This window comes from Duganella caerulea, assembly GCF_040362985.1.
GTDB classification, from domain to species: domain Bacteria; phylum Pseudomonadota; class Gammaproteobacteria; order Burkholderiales; family Burkholderiaceae_D; genus Rugamonas; species Rugamonas vulcania.
In genome coordinates, this window is sequence record NZ_BPWJ01000012.1 from 84215 (window position 1) to 102958 (window position 18744).

At 66.6% G+C, this 18744-nt stretch carries 16 protein-coding genes; 9 read left to right on the forward strand and 7 right to left on the reverse strand.

The genetic code is table 11. The annotated features are described in order from the left end of the window. Positions 1-60 precede the first annotated feature (60 nt). Both ACUJB0_RS27920 and ACUJB0_RS27925 read right to left on the reverse strand, forming a co-directional pair. Entirely contained in the window at positions 61-2712 is a 2652-nt protein-coding gene (locus ACUJB0_RS27920) for a TonB-dependent receptor (RefSeq protein WP_444848099.1), read from the reverse strand. A gap of 124 nt (positions 2713-2836) precedes the next feature. After that, positions 2837-4063 (reverse strand): RICIN domain-containing protein, encoded by a 1227-nt coding sequence (locus tag ACUJB0_RS27925; RefSeq protein WP_444848100.1) that lies wholly within the window; start codon positions 4061-4063, stop codon positions 2837-2839. A 252-nt stretch (positions 4064-4315) separates the two neighbouring features. Between ACUJB0_RS27925 and ACUJB0_RS27930 the strand changes: the two genes are divergently transcribed. Beyond that, positions 4316-5182, forward strand: coding sequence for an AraC family transcriptional regulator (locus tag ACUJB0_RS27930; RefSeq protein WP_444848101.1), 867 nt, complete (start codon positions 4316-4318; stop codon positions 5180-5182). Between the two features lie 8 nt (positions 5183-5190). Here ACUJB0_RS27930 and ACUJB0_RS27935 read toward each other — a convergent pair whose 3' ends face one another. Further along, complete coding sequence (locus ACUJB0_RS27935) at positions 5191-6183, reverse strand: glucokinase (RefSeq protein ID WP_444848102.1); 993 nt, start codon at positions 6181-6183, stop codon at positions 5191-5193. A 249-nt stretch (positions 6184-6432) separates the two neighbouring features. Between ACUJB0_RS27935 and ACUJB0_RS27940 the strand changes: the two genes are divergently transcribed. Both ACUJB0_RS27940 and sodB read left to right on the forward strand, forming a co-directional pair. Further along, positions 6433-7413, forward strand: coding sequence for a LacI family DNA-binding transcriptional regulator (locus ACUJB0_RS27940; protein WP_444848132.1), 981 nt, complete (start codon positions 6433-6435; stop codon positions 7411-7413). A gap of 125 nt (positions 7414-7538) precedes the next feature. Then, on the forward strand, positions 7539-8117 hold the full coding sequence (gene sodB, locus ACUJB0_RS27945) for a superoxide dismutase [Fe] (RefSeq protein ID WP_117014711.1): 579 nt from the start codon (positions 7539-7541) through the stop codon (positions 8115-8117). 48 nt (positions 8118-8165) lie between these two features. Here sodB and ACUJB0_RS27950 read toward each other — a convergent pair whose 3' ends face one another. Genes ACUJB0_RS27950 through ACUJB0_RS27960 form a run of 3 tightly spaced genes read right to left on the reverse strand, consistent with a single transcriptional unit; the run spans position 8166 to position 12126 of the window. Continuing rightward, complete coding sequence (locus ACUJB0_RS27950; protein WP_444848103.1) at positions 8166-8921, reverse strand: hypothetical protein; 756 nt, start codon at positions 8919-8921, stop codon at positions 8166-8168. A gap of 11 nt (positions 8922-8932) precedes the next feature. After that, positions 8933-9634 carry an ABC transporter ATP-binding protein gene (locus ACUJB0_RS27955; protein WP_444848104.1) on the reverse strand — a complete coding sequence of 234 codons (702 nt, stop codon included), beginning with the start codon at positions 9632-9634 and terminating at the stop codon, positions 8933-8935. 8 nt (positions 9635-9642) lie between these two features. Continuing rightward, on the reverse strand, positions 9643-12126 hold the full coding sequence (locus tag ACUJB0_RS27960; protein WP_444848105.1) for an ABC transporter permease: 2484 nt from the start codon (positions 12124-12126) through the stop codon (positions 9643-9645). A 189-nt stretch (positions 12127-12315) separates the two neighbouring features. On the opposite strand from ACUJB0_RS27960, the gene mgrA reads away from it, so the two are divergent. Further along, a complete protein-coding gene (gene mgrA / locus ACUJB0_RS27965; protein ID WP_444848106.1) occupies positions 12316-13353 on the forward strand; it encodes an L-glyceraldehyde 3-phosphate reductase in 1038 nt (345 codons plus the stop codon). Between the two features lie 32 nt (positions 13354-13385). Here mgrA and ACUJB0_RS27970 read toward each other — a convergent pair whose 3' ends face one another. Continuing rightward, positions 13386-13745, reverse strand: a complete 360-nt coding sequence (locus ACUJB0_RS27970; RefSeq protein ID WP_444848107.1) for a hypothetical protein — start codon at positions 13743-13745, stop codon at positions 13386-13388. Positions 13746-13912: 167 nt separating this feature from the next. Between ACUJB0_RS27970 and ACUJB0_RS27975 the strand changes: the two genes are divergently transcribed. The 5 genes from ACUJB0_RS27975 (at position 13913) to ACUJB0_RS27995 (ending at position 18719) form a co-directional block, all read left to right on the forward strand. Beyond that, a complete protein-coding gene (locus ACUJB0_RS27975; protein WP_444848108.1) occupies positions 13913-14236 on the forward strand; it encodes a DUF4148 domain-containing protein in 324 nt (107 codons plus the stop codon). A 15-nt stretch (positions 14237-14251) separates the two neighbouring features. Then, positions 14252-15694 carry an efflux transporter outer membrane subunit gene (locus ACUJB0_RS27980; protein ID WP_444848109.1) on the forward strand — a complete coding sequence of 481 codons (1443 nt, stop codon included), beginning with the start codon at positions 14252-14254 and terminating at the stop codon, positions 15692-15694. 99 nt (positions 15695-15793) lie between these two features. Beyond that, positions 15794-16240: a MarR family winged helix-turn-helix transcriptional regulator gene (locus ACUJB0_RS27985; protein ID WP_254442007.1), complete on the forward strand. Its 447-nt coding sequence runs from the start codon at positions 15794-15796 to the stop codon at positions 16238-16240. Between the two features lie 15 nt (positions 16241-16255). Next, positions 16256-18529 (forward strand): FUSC family protein, encoded by a 2274-nt coding sequence (locus ACUJB0_RS27990; RefSeq protein ID WP_444848110.1) that lies wholly within the window; start codon positions 16256-16258, stop codon positions 18527-18529. Further along, positions 18519-18719: a DUF1656 domain-containing protein gene (locus tag ACUJB0_RS27995; RefSeq protein ID WP_117014721.1), complete on the forward strand. Its 201-nt coding sequence runs from the start codon at positions 18519-18521 to the stop codon at positions 18717-18719. Before ACUJB0_RS27990 ends, ACUJB0_RS27995 begins: the two co-directional genes overlap by 11 nt. The last annotated feature ends 25 nt before the right edge of the window (positions 18720-18744 follow it).

Genomic DNA, 18744 nt, shown 5'->3' on the forward strand with positions numbered 1-18744 from the left:
CAAGATATCTCCTTTAAAAACAGGCGGCGGCGAACCGCCGCCTGCCGTGCCACAAGTGCGTTAGTAGTTGATGCCCAGCCGTCCGCCCACCGTGCGCGGTTCGATGTAGCCGGCCTGCATCTGGCCGCCCGTCGCCGCGCCGCCCCAGGTTTTGGCCCAGGTGTCGGTCACGTTGCGCACGTAGCCTTCCACGTACCACTTGTCGTCCGGGCTGGCCAGCTTGAGCGAGACATCGCCCTTGGCATAGCCCTTCTGCGACAGGCCGATATGCGGATCGTCGAAGTTGAGCAGGTCGAAGTAGATCTTGCTCTGGTAGCGCATGCCACCCCATGCCGTCAGCTTGTAGCCGCTGTCGAGCGGGAAGTCCTGCGACATGTTCAGGCCGAAGGTGTATTTCGGCGCGTTCGGCAGCGTGTTGCCTTCGAGGTTGCGCGCGCGGCGGCCGCGCAGGCGCGCCTCCGGCCCGCTGTACACCTCGGGGCACTTCGATACCGAGTTGAACTCGATGCGCTCGTTGCACAGGTAGCCGTCGTTGTAGGAATCATAGTCGTGGATGGTCGGCTTGATGTAACTGGCGAAGCCGCCGATCTTGGCGCCCGCCCACGGCTTGTAGTCCCACTCGATTTCCAGGCCGGGGATGTTGACCTTGGCCACGTTGACGGTCTGCCAGCCGTGCTGGATGTCGCACGCCGGATCGGAGGTGCATGGGCTCTTCGGTATGACCTGCGCGAAGAAGTTGTCGCCGGTGATCTGCATGTCCTTGTAGCGCTGGAAGAAGGCCACCACGGACAGGCCCAAACGGTTCTCCAGCAGCTTGGCCTTGTAGCCCAGCTCGAAGTTGATGACCGTCTCCGGGCCGTACGGCGTGTACGAGATGTTGGGCGATGGGCCGTTCACGCACTGCATGCCGCCGCACAGGTCGTGCTTGTCGCCGAAGCCGCCGGACTTGTAGCCGGTCGAGACCGAGCCATACGCCATCTCCTGCGCGTTGATCTGCTTGTTCAGGCCCAGGCGCCACGTGAATTTGCGCCAGCTGTCGGCGTGGTCGTTCGGGGTCGGGGCGCCGAAGCCGAGCAAGGCTTGCGGGCCGTTGTTCGGGCCCATCGCCGTGGTCAGGTCGTTGCCGTTATGCGGACGCCAGCCCGGCGAGCCTGGCACGCCGGGGTTGTACAGGCCAAGATAGTAGGCGTTCGGGTAGTTGCCGCCCCAGCTGTCGCCGCCGTAATTCAGGCCGCCCTTGTCGGACTTGCTGTCGCGGCTGAAGCGGCCGCCCACGGTGCCGGTCCACGTCGGCGCGAAGGTCCAATCGGCCTGCGCGAAGGCGGCCTTGGCGTCGATCTCGCGGTCAGGCTGCGCGTAATACTGCGAGATCGGCGCGCCGTACGGGCCGTAGACCAAGGTCTCCTGCGAGAAGTTGATCTGGTTTTTCTCGTGCATCCAGAACAGGCCGGCGACGTATTTGAGCGCGCCGAAATTCTGCTTGAGCTGCAGCTCGTTGACCGTGGACTTGTAGCGCGAATCGTGGGTGCGGGTGGCGTTGTCCTTGACCGGCCACGTGCCCCAGTTGCCGCCCGATTGCAGCGGCAGGCTGACCTCGACCTGGAACGGCAGCGGATGGAAGCCGTTGTCGTCGTCGTGCACCTGGCTGCGCTGCTGGTCGGCCCAGGCGAAGCCGTAGTCCAGCGTGGTGTTGGCGTTGACGTTCCAGGTGGCCTGCGAGCGCACGGTGTTGATCGTCATGTCGGTCTGGCCCGGCACGTTGATCAGCACATCCCACTGGCCGCGCGTGCAGGCGTAGCGGGTGCCGGCGCCCTGGTCGCAATCGCGCACGTTGACGTAGCCGGCGCCGTTGTTCTGGAACTTCTCGCCCGTCAGCAGCCACTCGACATCGCGGCCGAACTTCATGCGCGCGGCCAGCCGGCCGGCCCACTCGTCCTGGTTGTTGTAGGCGTGGGCCGCGTCCACCTTGGTGTTGTAGCGCTGGTCCACCAGCGGCGTGCCGGGCGGGAAGACCGAGGCGAAGCCCTTGTCGGTGTAGCCGGTGAAGTCCTGCAGCTGGTTCAGGCGGCTGTCCTTCTTCACCTTCATGAATGTCGCGCGCAGCGCCAGCCAGTCGTTGACGGCGATGTTCTGGATCATGTTGAGCTGCTTCATGTGCAGGCTGCCCATCTCGTACGAGCTGCTGCCGTAGGTGCTGCCGAATTCCGGCTTGGCCGGGATGATGTTGATGCTGCCGGCGGTGGAGTTGCGGCCGAACAGCGTGCCCTGCGGGCCACGCAGCACTTCCACCTGCTCCAGGTCGAACATCAGCGCCTGCGCGCCCTGCGGACGCGGCGAGTACAGCCCCGCCACGTGCAGGCCGGCCGACGGGTCGCCGATCTCGGTGAAGTTGGTGGCGCTGATGCCACGGATGGTGATCTGCACCGCCGAGTCGTTGGCCTCGGTCATCTGCACGTTGGGCAGTTCGCCGGAGATGCCCTTGAGGGTGGTGATGCCCTGGCGGGTCAGCTTGTCCTGCGTGAAGGCGGTCACCGCCAGCGGGGTCTTCAGCAGCGAGGTGGAGTAGCGGGTCGCCGTCACCTTCACTTCGGGGATGCCGTCCTTGTCGGTGTCGGTGCCGACCACCTTGGGTGCGGCGTCGGCGGCGTCCGCCGGTGCGGCGTAGGCGTGGTGTGCGGCCAGGTTGAAGGCGCTGGCTATCGCCAGGCTCATTATTGTTTTCTTCGTCATCGCGTGCAAAATAGGTCTCCTGTTTATTATTGTAAAAAAGCCGGCCCCCGCATCGGGGCCGGCAACTTCGCGGCGGGCGAAGCGATGAACTTTTACTGCTCCCTGCTTACTGCTCGATCAACTTGAACGATTGCGCCGGCGTGCCGTTGCAGTCCCAGACCTGCAAGCGCGCGCCGTCGGAGGTGGAGGCGCCGGGCACGTCCAGGCACTTGCCGCTGGCCCGGCCGACGAACTTGTAGTGGCCGTCGCCCTGGTCCACCGCCTGCCATTGCTGATTGCTGCCGCCGCCGTAGGTCCACAGCTGGACCGCCGAGCCGTTGGCCGTGCCCCAGCCGGCCACGTCCCACGCGAGCGCCGGCGCCTGCCGGCTGCTGACGCGGTAGTTGCCGCTGTCGGTGGGCGTGAACTGCCATTGCTGGTTGGCGGCGCCGCGGCTGTCGCAGGCCCATTGCTGGACCACGGCGCCATTGCTGGTGCCGTATTCGGCGTCGTCGACGCAGGAGCCGCTGTTCTTGTTGACCACGGCGTACCACTTGGTCGGGTCGATGCCGGCGACCGGGTCGGTGTGGAACTGCACGTCGAAGTTGCTGCTGCTGAAGCCGGAGCCGTTGCGCCAGATCTCGGTGCCGGCCTCGACGTCCAACAGCCACCAGTTGCTGTCGACCGCCTTGCGGGCGACCGAGTCGCGGAAGAACGGCACCAGGTCGAAGTTGACCTCGTTCACCGGCGAGGTGGCGACGTAGGAGACGATGTTCCAGCGCGGCCATCCGTTCGGCGTGTTCCATGCGGTCCACACATCCCAGTTCATGCCGTTGAGGTTAACGTTGCCGGTCTTGCTGCCGGCCGGCTGCGGCGTGCCGTTGTGGTTAATCCAGATCATGATCTCGGCGCCGTCCGGCTGGCCGCTGGCCGGGGCCTCCCGCGTGGTGTTGAACCAGATGTCGTAGGCCACGTCCCAGCCGCCGGCCGCGCCGGGCGTGGTGCGCCAGCGGGTCGGCGCGTAGGTCAGCGCCTTCTGCTGCAGCGGCAGGCCGCTGTCCTTGGTGCACGAGTGCCAGTGGCAGCCCTTGTAGATGGCCGGATAGGCGGCCGGCGTGCTGTCGGGCGAGGACGGCGCGCTGCTCAGGTTCCACTCACCGGTGTCCTGGTTGACGTTGATGCACTGGGAACCGGTGGCCTTGTCGTTCCAGAAGTTGCTGATGACGGTGTAGGTCTCGCCCAGCACCGGGTACGAGACGTAACGGTCGCAGCTGGATGCGGCCATGCCGGGTGCGCTGTAGGCCAGCGTGATGGCGGCCGCGAGCGATAGTTTGCAGAGTCTGCTTGTTGTCATAGCTTAGTCTCCATAGTTATTTTTAAGAGATCTTCCGTGTGCGATATCAAAAACAACATTGCACACAGATAAAGCATAGACAGATCGACAGCCCTCCACCCGTTCAAAGTTGCGCAGCCTTCGGAGTGTCTTTTCAACCACACACATGTAACGGTGCTGGCCTTGACGAAAAGAGATGACTATGATGGAAACGTTTCACTTGTCTTTTTATATTGACAGCATTTCCCGTTTTATAATCCGGAGCAAGTACCCATGCACATGCCATCCCCGACGTCCCGTCCGCTGGAGCACCGGCTCAACCAGGTGCTGGACTATATCGATGGGCATCTGGGCCAGAACCTCAACCTCGACTGCCTGGCCGCCCAGGCGCATCTGTCGCGCTACCATTTTCTGCGCCGCTTCCAGCAGTGGAGCGCCGAGGCGCCGCACGCCTACGTGCGACGGCGCCGGCTGGAGACCGGGGCCTCGCAGCTGCTGTACTCGTCCGATTCGGTGGCCGCGATCGCGCAGAACTGCGGCTTCGACACCGCCGACGGCTTCGCCCGCGCCTTCCGCCAGCACTTCGGGCTGTCGCCGTCGCGCTGGCGCGACCGGCAGCGCGACATGGCGGCCGCCAGCAGCCAGGGTCCGGTGGCCGGCCAGAACGGGCCGGTGCGCATAGTCCGTCTGCCGACCGCGCGCGTGGCCTACACGCGCCACTTCGGCCCCTACGACGAGGACAGCGCGGCGCAGTGGTCGCAGCTCGACGCCTGGTGCCGCCAGCACAACCTGCCGCCGTCGCCGCGCTTCGGCATGGGGCTGGACGATCCCGACATCACGGCACCGGAGAAGTGCCGCTACGATGTCTGCGTGGAGGTGCCGGGGGATTTCGTGGCGCCGGCCGGCATGCCGATCAAAACCATCGCCGGTGGCGCGCACGCGGTGCTGCGCTTCATCGGCCCGAGGGTGTTGAGCAAGGATGCGTGGCACCGGCTGCTGCATGAGGGCGTGCTGTATGGCCGCTACAAGGCGGCCGCCCGCCCCTGCTTCGAGCGCTACGAACCGGAGCAGCGCGACGCCTGCGTGGAGGCGCAGGATTGCGAACTATGCCTGCCGCTGGAGCCGCAGATGGCGCTGTGATGCTGCGATCAGCCGGCCGACAGCATGGCCGACATGCCGATCAGCGTGGGATATTGTTCGGTGATGACGAAGGTGGGAATGTGCGACAGGTAGTCGGAGAAGCGGCCCTTCTGCTCGAAGCGCGCGCGGAAGCCGGAGCGCTCGAAGAATTCGCTCATCTGCGGCACGATGCGGCCGCCGATGTAGATACCGCCCTTGGCGCCCAAGGTCAGCGCGACGTTGCCGGCCACGGTGCCGAGCATGTCGCAGAAGGCGTCCAGCGTCTCCTCGCACACGGGACACAGGCGGTGCAGGCCGCGCTCCATGATCTGCGCGGTGTTCAGGTCCTGCGGCTCGACGCGCGCGCGCTCGGCCAGCGCGCGGTACACCAGCGCGATGCCGATGCCCGACACCAGCCGCTCGCTCGACACATGCTCGTGGTAGCGGCGCGCGTAGCGCAGGATGTCGATCTCGCGCTCGTTCATCGGCGCGAAGGTGCTGTGGCCACCCTCGCTGTCGATGGCGATCCAGCGCTCGCCGGCCGGCACCAGGGCGGACACGCCCAGCCCCGCGTCCGCGCCCACCAGGCCGATGGTGGCGCCGGCGCGCGCGACGCCGCCGCCGATCTGGCGCTTGTGGTCCGGCGCCAGGTAGGGCAAGGCGCTGGCCAGCGCGGTGAAGTCGTTCACCACCACCAGCGATTTCAGGCTGAATTGCGAACACACCGCCTCGATCGAGAACGACCAGTGGTGGTTGGTCATCGTCACCCAGTCGCCGTCGATGGGATTGGCGATGGCGATGCCGGCGAAGCGCGCCTGGTAGCCGCCCGCCGCCACCGTGGCCGGCTGCGACAGGTAGGCCACCAGCGCCGCGCCCAGCGTGGGATAGGCGGCGCAGTCGGTGATCCAGATCGCCTCGATCCGGTTGGGGGCCGTCTCCAGCCCGAAGCTGGCGCTGGTGCCGCCGATGTCGGCCAGCAGGCGCGGGCCGTTGGCGAGGTGCGAAAACGATTCGCGTTGCATGTCTCTTCCTGGTTTCTTGTAGTTTGCCGGCGGATTGATTATATGTCACATCGCTTATGAAAACGATTTCAAGCGCCTTTTTCATTAAATACCGTATCGTCGTGAAAGTCAATGCGGCATCGGGGGTGGATTTGGCCGGGAAAGCGTGAATTTTATGGTAATCTTCGGCGAAAAGGTTTTCACAGAATAACGATCACAACAGGAATTGCCTTGGCAGACGTCCCCCACTCTTCCGGCCCATCGACCCTGATGGATGTAGCGCGCCAGGCGGGCGTGTCCCCCAGCACCGTGTCGCGCATCCTCAACGGCACCGCCAAGGTGTCCGACGACAAGCGCCTGGCCGTGCTGGCCGCCATCGACAAGATGAAGTTCGCGCCCAACCAGATGGCGCAGGGCCTGAAAAAAGGCCGCTCGATGACCATCGGCATCGTGGTGCAGGACATCTCCTCCCCCTTCTTCGACGAAACGCTGCGCGGCGTGGACGACGGCTTGAAAGGCACCGGCTACGCCTCGGTGATCGTCAGCGGCCACTGGAACGCGGACGAGGAGGCCGATCGCATGCGCCTGCTGCTGGCGCGCAAGGTGGACGGCATCATCCTGCTGTCGGGCCGCATGTCGGACCAGGCCGTGCTGGGCTTCGCCAGCCAGCGCCCCATCGTCTCCACCGGCCGCGCATTGCAGACCCGCAGCGCGCTGGGCTTCAAGCTGGACAACGAATCGGGCGCCTGCATGGCGGTGCATCATCTGATCGAGCTGGGCCACCGGCGGATCGCCTTCATCTCCGGCCCGGCCAACAACATCGACGCCACCGAGCGCCTGGCCGGCTACACGCGCGCGCTGCGCGAGGCGAATATCGAACTGGACCAGGACCTGATCGTCGAGGGTAACTACCACGAGGCCAGCGGCATGCTGGCGATGAACCGGCTGTTCGACACGCACCAGCAGTTCACCGCCGTGTTCGCGGCCAACGACCTGAGCGCGTATGGCGCGCGGCTGGCGCTGTACCGCAAGGGCATCCGCGTGCCGGACGACATCTCGCTGGTCGGCTTCGACGATCTGCCCGGCTCGTCCTATACCACGCCGCCACTAACGACTATACGCCAGCCCTTGTATGACATCGGCCGCATCGCCACCCAGGCGCTGCTGCGCATCATCAACGGCGAGGAAGCACGGGGCGAAGTGCCGCCTTTGGAGCTGATCGTGCGCGAAACCACCCGCCGCGTGCGCTGATCGAGATAGCCACACGGAAATCTGGCCTTTTCTGCACCGATGGCGCAACCGCTTTACAATGACGGACGTTTCGGCAAGAATCACCTCGATTTTTTCACATCGTCAAACCAACACAAGGAAGAACAATGGAACATACCCTGCCACCACTGCCATACGCCATCGACGCCCTGGCGCCGCACATCTCGCAAGAGACACTGGAATACCACTACGGCAAGCACCATCAAACGTATGTCACCAACCTGAACAACCTGATCAAGGGCACCGAGTTTGAAAACCTGTCCCTGGAAGAGATCGTCAAGAAATCGTCCGGCGGCATCTTCAACAACTCGGCCCAGGTGTGGAACCACACCTTCTACTGGAACGGCCTGACCCCGAACGGCAAAGGCGCACCATCGGGCGCGCTGGCCGACGCGATCAACGCCAAGTGGGGTTCGTTCGACAAGTTCAAGGAAGAGTTCACCAAGTCGTGCGTGGGCAACTTCGGTTCGAGCTGGACCTGGCTGGTGAAGAAAGCCGACGGTTCGCTGGACATCGTCAACACCTCCAACGCCGCCACCCCGCTGACCACCGACGCCAAAGCACTGATCACCTGCGATCTGTGGGAACACGCCTACTACATCGACTACCGCAATGCGCGTCCTAAGTATGTAGAGACCTTCTTCAAGCTGGCCAACTGGGACTTCGCAGCAGCCAACTTCGCCTGATTGTAAGCTTGCAGGCCAAGGGGTCAAGTCCAGGACTTGGCCCTTTTTTTATTGGAGCTGCAGGGTCTTTACGATCTTGAACTCGCTCTTCTCGCCGGCGCCCGATGCGGTGTTGCGGCTCTCCTTACGAATCGATACCAGGCGGTTGCCCGCCAGCGCGTAGACGCTGGATTCCTCGTTCTTCGCCTCAAAGGTGATGACGATGAAGGCGCGGCCATGCATGCTCTGCGTGATGCGACTGGCCAGCGGCGTGCCGTCGGCGGCGATCCACACGTTCAGCCGTCCATCGAATTCCTTCACGTATTTGCGGTCCCTGTCGGCCAGCACGTCGATGCCCTGCGCGAAGGTCAGCACGCGCGCAGGCTTGCCCTGGTAGACGTCGGCCTTCTCGCTCAGGAAGCTGGTCTTCTCCAGCATCTGCGCCAGGCTGCTGGCGGCCGAGATCATGGGCCGCAGGTCGGTCGGGCTGAATTCGCGGGCGGCGTTGAGCGTCGGCGTCTTGGCGTTGGGATTGCGGGCGACCGCCGTCGCTTCCGCATCGAGCCTGGCCAGCATGTCGCGGCTATAACTGAGCTGCATGCCGCGCTGGCCATCCTCGATGCCGACCGCGGCCTGGCCGCTGGTCTCGTCGGCGTCCTTGCCCTCGCCGTTGCGGCGCCAGACGTTCGAATCCAGCGTGGCCTTCAACGGCACCGGTTCCTGCAGGTGCTCCAATGCCGCCTTCAAATCGGCCAGGCCGTCGGCGTGTGCGGCGGCGCCGGCCAGCGCCAGCACAGGGATCAACATCAGCTGTGGCAATCGCATTCGTTCCTCTCTCAGGCGGCGCTCAGGCGGCCGGCGTTCATGGTGACGGTTCGGCCGCATCGCGCGGCGATCGACAAATCGTGCGTGACCAGCACCAGCGTCGAGCCGCGCTCGCGGTTCAGCGCGAACATCAACTCGATCACGGCGGCGCCGGTGGCCGCGTCCAGCGCGCCGGTCGGCTCGTCGGCCAGCAGCAACGGCGGCTCGCAGACAAAGGCGCGCGCCAGCGCCACCCGCTGCTGCTCGCCGCCGGACATGTACTTCGGATAGTGGCGCAAGCGGGCCGACAGGCCCACCCGCTCCAGCATGGCCTTCGCCTTCTCGCTCGCGTGCGCCTCGCCGCGCAGTTCCAGCGGCAGCATGACGTTTTCCAGCGCGGTCAGGTGCGGCAGCAGCTGGAACGACTGGAACACGAAGCCCACGTTCTGCTGGCGGAACACGGCGCGGCCGTCCTCGGTGAGCTGGAAGATGTCGGTGTTCTCCAGTTCCACCGTGCCGCTGGTCGGCAGGTCCAGCCCCGCCAGGATGCCCAGCAGCGTGGACTTGCCCGAGCCGGACGCGCCGACGATGGCCAGCGTCTCCCCTGCCTGCACCGTCAGGTCGATGTCGTGCAGGATGGTGAGTTCACCGGTGGCGTCGCTCACGCGCTTGCCCAGGTTTTTTACCGCTATCGCCGGCCGCAGCAGGCTGGCCGCGAGATTCAAATTCGTCATTGCTACTCCTAATTTTCCCGAAGACTGAGTAAGGGCGGTTGATTCAGCACGTTGCGCAAGCCCGCCCAGCCGCCCGCCAGCGCGCACAAGGCGCCTGCCGGCAGGCCGGCGGTCCACAACCACGGCGACCATTGCCACGCCAGGTGAAAGCTGAAGCGCGCCAGCGCCCAGCTGGCGGCAGTCGCGCCGCCGGCCGCCAACACGCCCGCCAGGGCGCCGGTCAGCAGATGCTCGATCCACTGCGCCTGCGACAGCTGCCGGCGCGTGGCGCCCAGCGCGCGCAGCAGCGCGGCCTGGCGCTTGCGCGCGTCCAGCGATACCGCCATCGCAGCGTACAGTACCAGCAATCCGGACATCAGCGTGAACGCGAACAGGAATTCCACCGCCGCGCTGACCTGCGCCAGCGTGTCCTGCATGCGCTGGATGAAGGCGCTGATGTCGAGCACACTCACATTCGGGTAGTCGTGCGCCAGCAGGTAGGAGAAGCGCTGGTCGTCCGCCGGCACGTACACGGTGGTCGCCAGCGTGGCCGGCATGGTGGTCATCAGGCCGGGCGCCACTTCGAAGGCGGCGCCCACCTGGTGCGCGCGCCAGTCCACCTTGCGCAGGCTGGTGGCCTTGACGTCCAGCGTCTCGCCGGCCACGTCGAAGGTCAGGCGGTCGCCCAGCTTGATGCCGAGGATTTCGGCGATGCCCTGGTCGACCGATACTTCGGCGGCGGCGCCCTCGTACCAGCGGCCGGCGGTGATGGTGTTCGGCGCTTGCAGCGTATCGGCCTGCTCGATCTCCATTTCGCGCTCGACCATCTCCTTGGCGCGCGGATCGTCCGACTTGGCGGGCTTGCCGTTGATGCCGACCAGCCGCCCACGGCTCAGCACATGCATGGTCGGCTGGCCGTAGCGCTTCAGGCGCGCCTCCAGCGCCTGCCGCTGGTCAGGCTCGATGTTGATGATGTAGTGATTCGGCGCGCCGTCCGGCGTGGCCTGGCGCCATGCGGACAGCAGATCGGCGCGCACCACCGTCAGCAGCAGCAAAGCGGTCAGGCCCAGCGCCAGCGCGACGATCTGCGTGATGCTGGCCGCCGGGCGGCGGCGCATGTCGGTGATGGCGAAGCGCCAGGCCGGATGGTTGAACAGGCCGCGCATCGGCCGCAGCGCGCCAACGCCCAGCCATGCCGCCAGGCCGAACACCAAGCCGCACAGCGCGAAGGCGGCGGCCGCGATCAGGCCGAGCATGACGTCGTCGGTCTGCCACACCAGCAGCGCGGCGAACACGCCGGCGCCCAGCGCGTAGCTGGCGATGGTGCGCGCCTGCGGCGCTTCCTGCTCGCGGCGCAGCAGCCGCACTTGCGACACGTTGCGCATCTGGAGCAGCGGCGGCAGCGCGAAGCCCAGCAACAGCGCCAGCCCCGCCACCAGGCCTTGCAGCGCGGGCTGCCAGCCGGGCGGCGGCAGGTCGGCATCCACCAGCTTGCCCAGCCATTCGAGCAGCACGAAATGGCAACCGAATCCCAGCAGCACACCGATGACGCTGCCGGCCACGCCCAGCATCAGGAACTCCAGCAGGTACATGCGGATCTGCTGCGATTGGGTCTGGCCGAGGCAGCGCAGCACGGCGCAGGCGTCGAGGTGGCGCTGCACGTAGCGGCGCGCGGCCATCGCCACCGCGATCCCGGCCAACAGCGCGGACAACAGCCCGACCAGCGACAGGAACTGCCGCCCCTGGTCCTGCATGGACTGGCTCTCCTTGCCCGCCGAGGCGAGCGTGCTGATTTCGATGCCCAGCTTGGGCGTGGCGGCGATGCGCGCCTTCACCCATTGTTCGAAGCCGGCCACCTGCGCCGGTTCGCCAGCCACCAGCAGGCGGTGAGTGGCGATGGCATGCTGCTGGAGCAGATTGGTGGACAGCAGGTCGGCGCTGTTGATCATCGCGCGCGGCGCCAGCGTGAGGAAGGAGGCGGCGGCGTCGGGCTCGGAGGCGATCACGCCGGCCACCGTCAGCGTGCGCTCGCCGATGCGCAGCGTGGAGCCGACGCGCAGGTTCAGCGCCGCCGTCAGGGTCGGATCGACCCACACGGTGCCGGGCGCGGGGATGGACGCGGCCGCGGCATCCGGCAGGCCGTCGCGGCGCAGCTTCATGTGGCCGCGCAAGGGATAGGTGTCGCTCACGCTCTTGAGCGCGACCAGCATCGACGCACCCTGCCCGTCCGCGCCGGCGAGCGCCATGTTCAGCATCGCGACCGTGTCGGCGCTGCGCAGGCCGCGCCGCTGGGCCTCGGCGCGCAGGTCGGCGGGCAAGGGCTGGTCGGACGCGAGCACCAGGTCGGCGGCCAGCACCTGGTTGGCGTTGCGCGCGATGCCGGCGCCCATGCGCGCGGTAAAGAAGTTCACCGACGACAACGCCGCCACCGACAGCATCAGCGCCGCCAGCAGGAAGCGCAACTCGCCCGCGCGCCAGTCGCGCCGCAGCATGGATAACGATAGTCTGAACATCTGGCCGGCTTCCAGGATAAAACCGGCAGCTTGCCAAAACCGCCGCGTGGCGTCCTGCGGAATGCGACGAAACGCCAGCAGCCGCGATGGTTTGCCGGAATCGACGGCTGGATTGCACGCCACGATCTGCACAATCGGGCCGGCATGCCTATAATCCGGAACACCTCTCTTCCATCCCGGAGTATCCAGATGACCTACCACGCCTCGCCGCACCGCTACGAAGCGATGCAATACCGCCGCTGCGGCCGCAGCGGCCTGCAACTGCCGCTGATGTCCCTCGGGCTGTGGCACAACTTCGGCGACACCAACTCGCTCGCCTCGCAGCGCGACATGCTGCGCACCGCTTTCGACCTGGGCATCACCCACTTCGACCTGGCCAACAACTACGGGCCGCCGTACGGCTCGGCCGAATCCAATTTCGGCCATCTGTTCAAGGCCGACTTCCAGCCGTATCGCGATGAGCTGATCATTTCCACCAAGGCCGGCTGGGACATGTGGCCCGGCCCCTACGGCCAGGGCGGCGGTTCGCGCAAGTACGTGCTGGCCAGCCTGGATCAGAGCCTGAAGCGCATGGGCCTCGACTACGTCGACATCTTCTATTCGCACCGCTTCGATCCGGACACGCCGCTGGAGGAAACCATGGGCGCGCTGGCGCACGCGGTCCAGCAGGGCAAGGCGCTGTATGTGGGCGTGTCGTCGTATTCGGCCGAGAAGACCGCTGAGGCGGCGCGCCTGCTGGCCGAGTGGAAGGTGCCGTGCCTGATCCATCAGCCATCCTACAATATGCTGAACCGCTGGATCGAGGAAGACCTGCTCGATACGCTGGCCAAGCAGGGCATGGGCTGCATCACCTTCACCGCGCTGGCGCAGGGCATCCTGAGCGACAAATACCTGAACGGGATTCCGCAGGACTCACGCGTGAACCGCCCGGGCGGGGGCTCTCTGCAGAAAGCGCACCTGAGCGATGAAAACCTGGCGCGCGTGCGCGGCCTGAACGAAATCGCCAAGGCGCGCGGCCAGACGCTGGCGCAGATGGCGCTGGCCTGGGTGCTGCGCGATCCGCGCGTCACGTCCACGCTGATCGGCGCCAGCAGCAGCGCGCAGATCCGCGAGAACGTGGCGGCGTTGCAGAACCTGGCCTTCACCGCCAAGGAGCTGGCCGACATCGACCAGCTGGCCAAGGAAGGCGACATCAATCTGTGGGCCGGATCGTCCAGCCACAAATAAATCGCCCGCAGATCGCCCGCAGATAGCCCGCATTAAGGCCGCGCGGCCGGCGTCGAGCCGGTGCGCGACCAGTCGCGCCGCTCGGGGCGCTCGGTCTCGGTGCCCTCTTCCGGCACCTCCTCGTGGAACTCGCCATCCACCACCGGGATCGCTTCGACGTGATCGAAGCCGATGTCGGTATCGGCCGGCAGCGTTTCGACGTCCACGCCGGCGCGCTCGCCGGTGCCTTCTGCATCGGTGTCGCTATCGAGGCCGATATCCGGCTCGCCTGCGACATCGCTGCCGCTGTCGGAGTTGTCGCTGGGGCCCAGCGCCCGCGAGCCATGGCCGCGCCCCAGTGTGCGGTCGGTGCCGACCGGGATATTGTCCGGGTCCAAGGTACTGTCAGACATGATCTGTCCCTCCCTCTGAAAACACCCATTTGACCACCGCCGCCGTGGCCGTTCCGTGCGGGATCGCGCATAAAGGCTATCGTTCTCATAGGTATTTTTTACTTTACAAATGTAATATTCATCTCTATAGTTACTCCATCCCAGCAGCCAAACCAAGGAGCAACGCCATGAGCATCACGACCAAAAACCTGATCAAAGCCGCCGCCACCGCCGCCTTCGCGATCGCCGCCACGGCCACCACCGTCACCAACGCTTTCGCGCAGAACGCCGCGCCGGCCACCACCGCCGCCACGAGCACCGCCGCCGGCAGCGCCGCCGCGCAAACGGCCGTCGCCAACGGCGCGCTGGCGACCACCACCAAAGCCCAACCGGCCGGCCTGACCCGCGCCCAAGTGCAGGCCGAATTCCTGGAAGCGCGCAAGAACGGCACGCTGATCGAGAACGAAGCCGACATGGACGTCGCCCAGACCAAGAAACACCACGTCAAGTAATCGGAAGCCCGTCCAGTGAAACCGCCGCGCGCCATCCAGTCAACCGCCCTCGCCGCCTTCGCGCTGGCGCTGCTGGCCGGCTGCGCCGACATGGGCCGCATCCATCCGCAGGCCAGCGCGCTGAAACCGGCCGAACTCAATCCCGGCAAGGCCATCGCCGCCGCCAGCGCCGATGTGGCATGGCCGGAGCAGCAATGGTGGCAGGCGCTGCACGATGAGCAGCTGAACCGCCTGGTGGCCGCCGCGCTGGCCGACAGCCCGACGCTGCGCGCCGCGCAGGCGCGCGTGCGCCAGGCCGAGGCGCTGGCCGGCGTCGCCAAAGCCGGCACGCTGCCGCAGGTGACCGCCTCCGCCAGCGCCGACCGCGAACTGTATTCCGCGCACAGCACCGTGCCCGCTCCGCTGGCCGGCAACTACGCGTGGAAGAACACGGCCACGCTATCCGGCGCCTACGACCTGGATCTGTGGGGGCGCAACCGCGACGCGCTGGCCGCCGCGCTGGACGAGGTGCACATGGCGTCGGCCGAGGCGCAGATGGCGCGGTTGACATTGGCGTCGGCGGTCGTGCGCAGCTACATCCAGCTGTCGCTGGAGTACGCGCTGCAGGACAGCGTGGCGCAGAACCTGGCGCAGCGCCAGCGCATCCTGGAGATCACGCGCAAGCGTCAGGCCGCCGGTCTGGCCAGCGAGATCGAGGTGGCGAGCATCGAGACCACGCTGCCGGCCGGACGGCGCGAGCATGAGCAGATCGGCGAGTCGATCGCCCTGCTGCGCAACCAGTTGGCGGCACTGATCGGCAAGGGACCGGGCGATGGCGACGCGATCGCCCGGCCGATGCTGGCCCTCGACGCCGGCCATGGCGGCGCGGTGCCGGCCTCGCTGCCGGCGGAGCTGGTCGGCCACCGGCCCGACATCGCGGCCCAGCGCTGGCGGGTGGAAGCGGCCGGCGCGCGCATCGCCGGCGCCAAGGCCGAGTTCTACCCGAACATCAACCTGGCGGCGTTTGTCGGCTTGCAGTCGCTGGGCTTCGGTCACTTCCTGGACAGCGGCTCGGCGATGCGCGGTGTGACGCCGGCCGTCAGCCTGCCGGTGTTCGAAGGCGGCCGGCTGCGCGCCCAACTCGGCAACCAGACCGCGCTCTATGATGGTGCGGTCGAGCAGTACAACGCCGCCGTGGTGCAGGCGATGGCCGACGTGGCCAACGCGGTGGTGCGCATCGATTCGGTGCGGCGGCAGGACCGGCTGGCGCAGCGCGCGCTGGCCGCGGCGCGGCGCCAGCAGGAACTGGCCGAACGCGCCTACCGCGCCGGCATGACCGACGCGCTGAATGTGATCAATGCGCAGATCACCTTATTGAACGAAGAGCAGCAGATGGCGCAAGTGGCGAGCAAACAACTGGATAACTACACATTGTTGATGGCTGCGCTGGGCGGCGGCATAAAACTGGATTTGCCCTGACGCTTAGATAGTACAATCAAATCCTTGAAAATTAGTGAGGAGCAGGCAATGAGCAGTTTTGAAGCGACTAAAAAACGCCTTAAAAACATCCATGCCCGAATGCCGGAGTTCCCAGAGGATTTGATGCGCGTGCTGCGCATGACTTATCACATCCAGAAGCGGATGAAAGACCTGAGCAACGCGGCGCTGCGCAAATACGATCTGGTCGACGCCAGCTACATGGTGTTGGCCGTGCTGTATGGCTCGGACGACGAGACCTCGACGGCGTCCACGCTGGGCGAGGCCTGCATGGAGAAGCCGGCCAACCTGACGCGCGTGTGCAACGACCTGGAAGCCCAGGGCCTGATCTCGCGCGGCAACCGGCCCGGCGACCGCCGCTGCGTGATGATCACGCTGACCGACGCCGGCCGCGAGCTGGCCGCGAAGGTGCTGCCGGAAGTTTGGGGCACCACCACCCGCGCCTACGACGGCTACACCGCCGAAGAAGTTAAAGTACTTGAAGCGCTGCTCAAAAGGCAGCTGGACAACCTGGAAGCACTAACCTAGCCTGAACCGACCGCCATGAACCCTCCCCAAGCCGCCACTCCCAACCAGGACCCAAGCGCGGCAAGGGGAGCATGGCGCTGGCTGGCGCAGGAGACGGCCGGCTGGTTCAATACCGAGGGCCCGCGCTGGCTGTTCGTCGCCAGGACCATGCTGGCTTCCTTCTCCGCGCTGTGGCTGGCCTTCCGCCTCGGCCTCGACGCTCCCTACACCGCCCTCGCCACCACCGTCATCCTGGCGCTGCCCAGCAGCGGCATGGTGCTGGAGAAGGCGTTCTACCGTTTTCTCGGCACGCTGGTCGGCTGTTCGGCGGCGCTGCTGCTGGTGGCGCTGTTCCCGCAATCGCCGCCGCTGCTGTTCGTCGGCGTGGCGCTGTGGATCGCCCTGTGCACCGCCGGCGCGGCCATGCACCGCAACCAGCAGTCGTACAGCTTTGTGCTGGCCGGGTACACCGCCTGCATGATCGCCGTGCCCGCGATCGACGCGCCGGAACACGTGTTCACCTTGGCCGTCACGCGCGTGACCGAGGTCGGGCTGGGCATCATCTGCGCCGCCGTGGTGCATGATGTGGTCTTCCCACGCCGCCATTCGCATGCCGTGATGCGCACGGTGCAGGCGCGCTACGCCAGCTTCATCGCGTTCAGCATCCAGGTGCTGGAGCAGCGCCTGTCGCCGGCCGAGACGGAGCTCAATCACCTGAAGTTCGCCGCCGACATCGCCGCGCTGGAATCGGGCCGCGCCGCCGCCTTCTTCGAGGCCGGGCACGCGCGCGCACACACGCGCCAACTGCACGCCTTCAATGCCGCGTTCATGGCGGTGCTGACCACCTTCTACACGCTGCACCGCCTGATCCACCGCCTGCGCGGCGCGGCGCCGGCCCATGCGCAGCCAGTGCTGGCGCTGATCGAACCGATGCACGCCCACCTGGCGCAGGCCATGCGCGACGAGCTGACGCCGCAGCGCATGGCGCAAATGCGTGCAAGGCTGGCGGCCGACACCGCCGCCGCCCGCGCGCAGATGGATGCCGCTGCTGACGTGCGACAGCCCAACGATGCCGTTGGCGCGCAGCCGGCCACCGGCACCGACGGGACGCTGGCCGGCACCGCCGCCGACGCGCACTTGGCCGCCGCAGACGCACGGCCGGCCGCCGATGGCGCGGTGCCGCTGGAACGCGCGCAGCGCATTAGTTTCGACACGGCGGTGGAGCTGCTGGAGCGCTACGCGCGCGACATGGAGGCCTTCGCCTGCCTGTACCACGGCCTGACGCAGGAGAAGCGCCAGCAGGTCAGCGATCCCGGCGCCTACTCGCCGAAGACGCCGCCGGCCATCGTCGCCGCCAGCGGCTTCCGCGCCGGCGTCGCCCTGCTGCTGACGGCCGCCGCGTGGTACTGGCTGGCCTGGCCCTACGTCGGCAACGCCATCCTGATGGCGACCATCTTCTGCGCGCTGGCCTCGTCCTCGCCGCGCCCGACCGCGATGGTGCAGCAGGTGCTGACCGGCTTCCTGGTAGCCACGCCGCTGGCCTTCGTCACCGAATTCTTCCTGGTCGCCCGCGCCAACGACTTTCCGACGCTGGTCATCGCCGCGCTGCCGATCTTCGCGCTGGGCAGCTACCTGATCACCAGCCCGCGCTGGGCCGGCGTGGGCATCGGCATCTGCATGTTCTGCGCCACGCTGGTGGTGCCGACCAACTTGATGCACTACGACGTCGAGAGCTTCATCAGCAGCGAGCTGTCGCTGACGCTGGGCGTGGCGGTGGCCTACCTGATGTTCAAGGTGGTGCTGCCCGAGCACACCATGGGCCAGAAGGATCACGTGGCCGCCGCGCTGTGGCGCGAGGCGCAGCGCGCCTGCACCGCCCCGATGTACCGCCTGAAGCGCCGCTTCGACAACCGCGTGCGCGACCTGCTCAGCCAACTGAACGCCGCCTCCGGCCCCGCGCCCGGCGCGCCGGTGCGCGCCGTGGTGCGCCAGGGCCTGACGCTGTTGGAGCTGGGCCACGCCGTGATCGAGCTGCGCCAGCTGATCGCCACGTCGCAACCGGGCCCGGTGCCGGCAGCACTGAAGCGGGTGGTGGCCGAACTGGCCGCCCACCTGCGGGGGCCGTCCAGCGCCAGCGGCCAGGCGGCGCTGCAATCGATACTGGACGCCGGCGCCAGCGTGCGCGCCGCGCTGCCCACCGCCACGCCGGAACGCCAGCTGCGCCTGCAAACCGCGCTGACCGACCTGCATTCCATTTACACGTCCCTGCTGGACCAGATCACTACAGGAGAAACCGCCGATGCCGCGTGAGATAGACTTTTTTGGCGTGCTGCTGCCCGGCGTGCTGCCGCTGTTCCTCGTCAGCGTGCTGCTGCAACTGGTGCTCAACAGCGCCCTGAGCCACCTCGGCGCCTACCGCCACAGTTGGCATCCGGCGCTGGCGCGGCTTTGCCTGTTCGTCTGCATCTTCAGCGCCCTGCTGGTCACGCTGTACAAATAATCCACCCCTTATCAGAAAGGCCGCC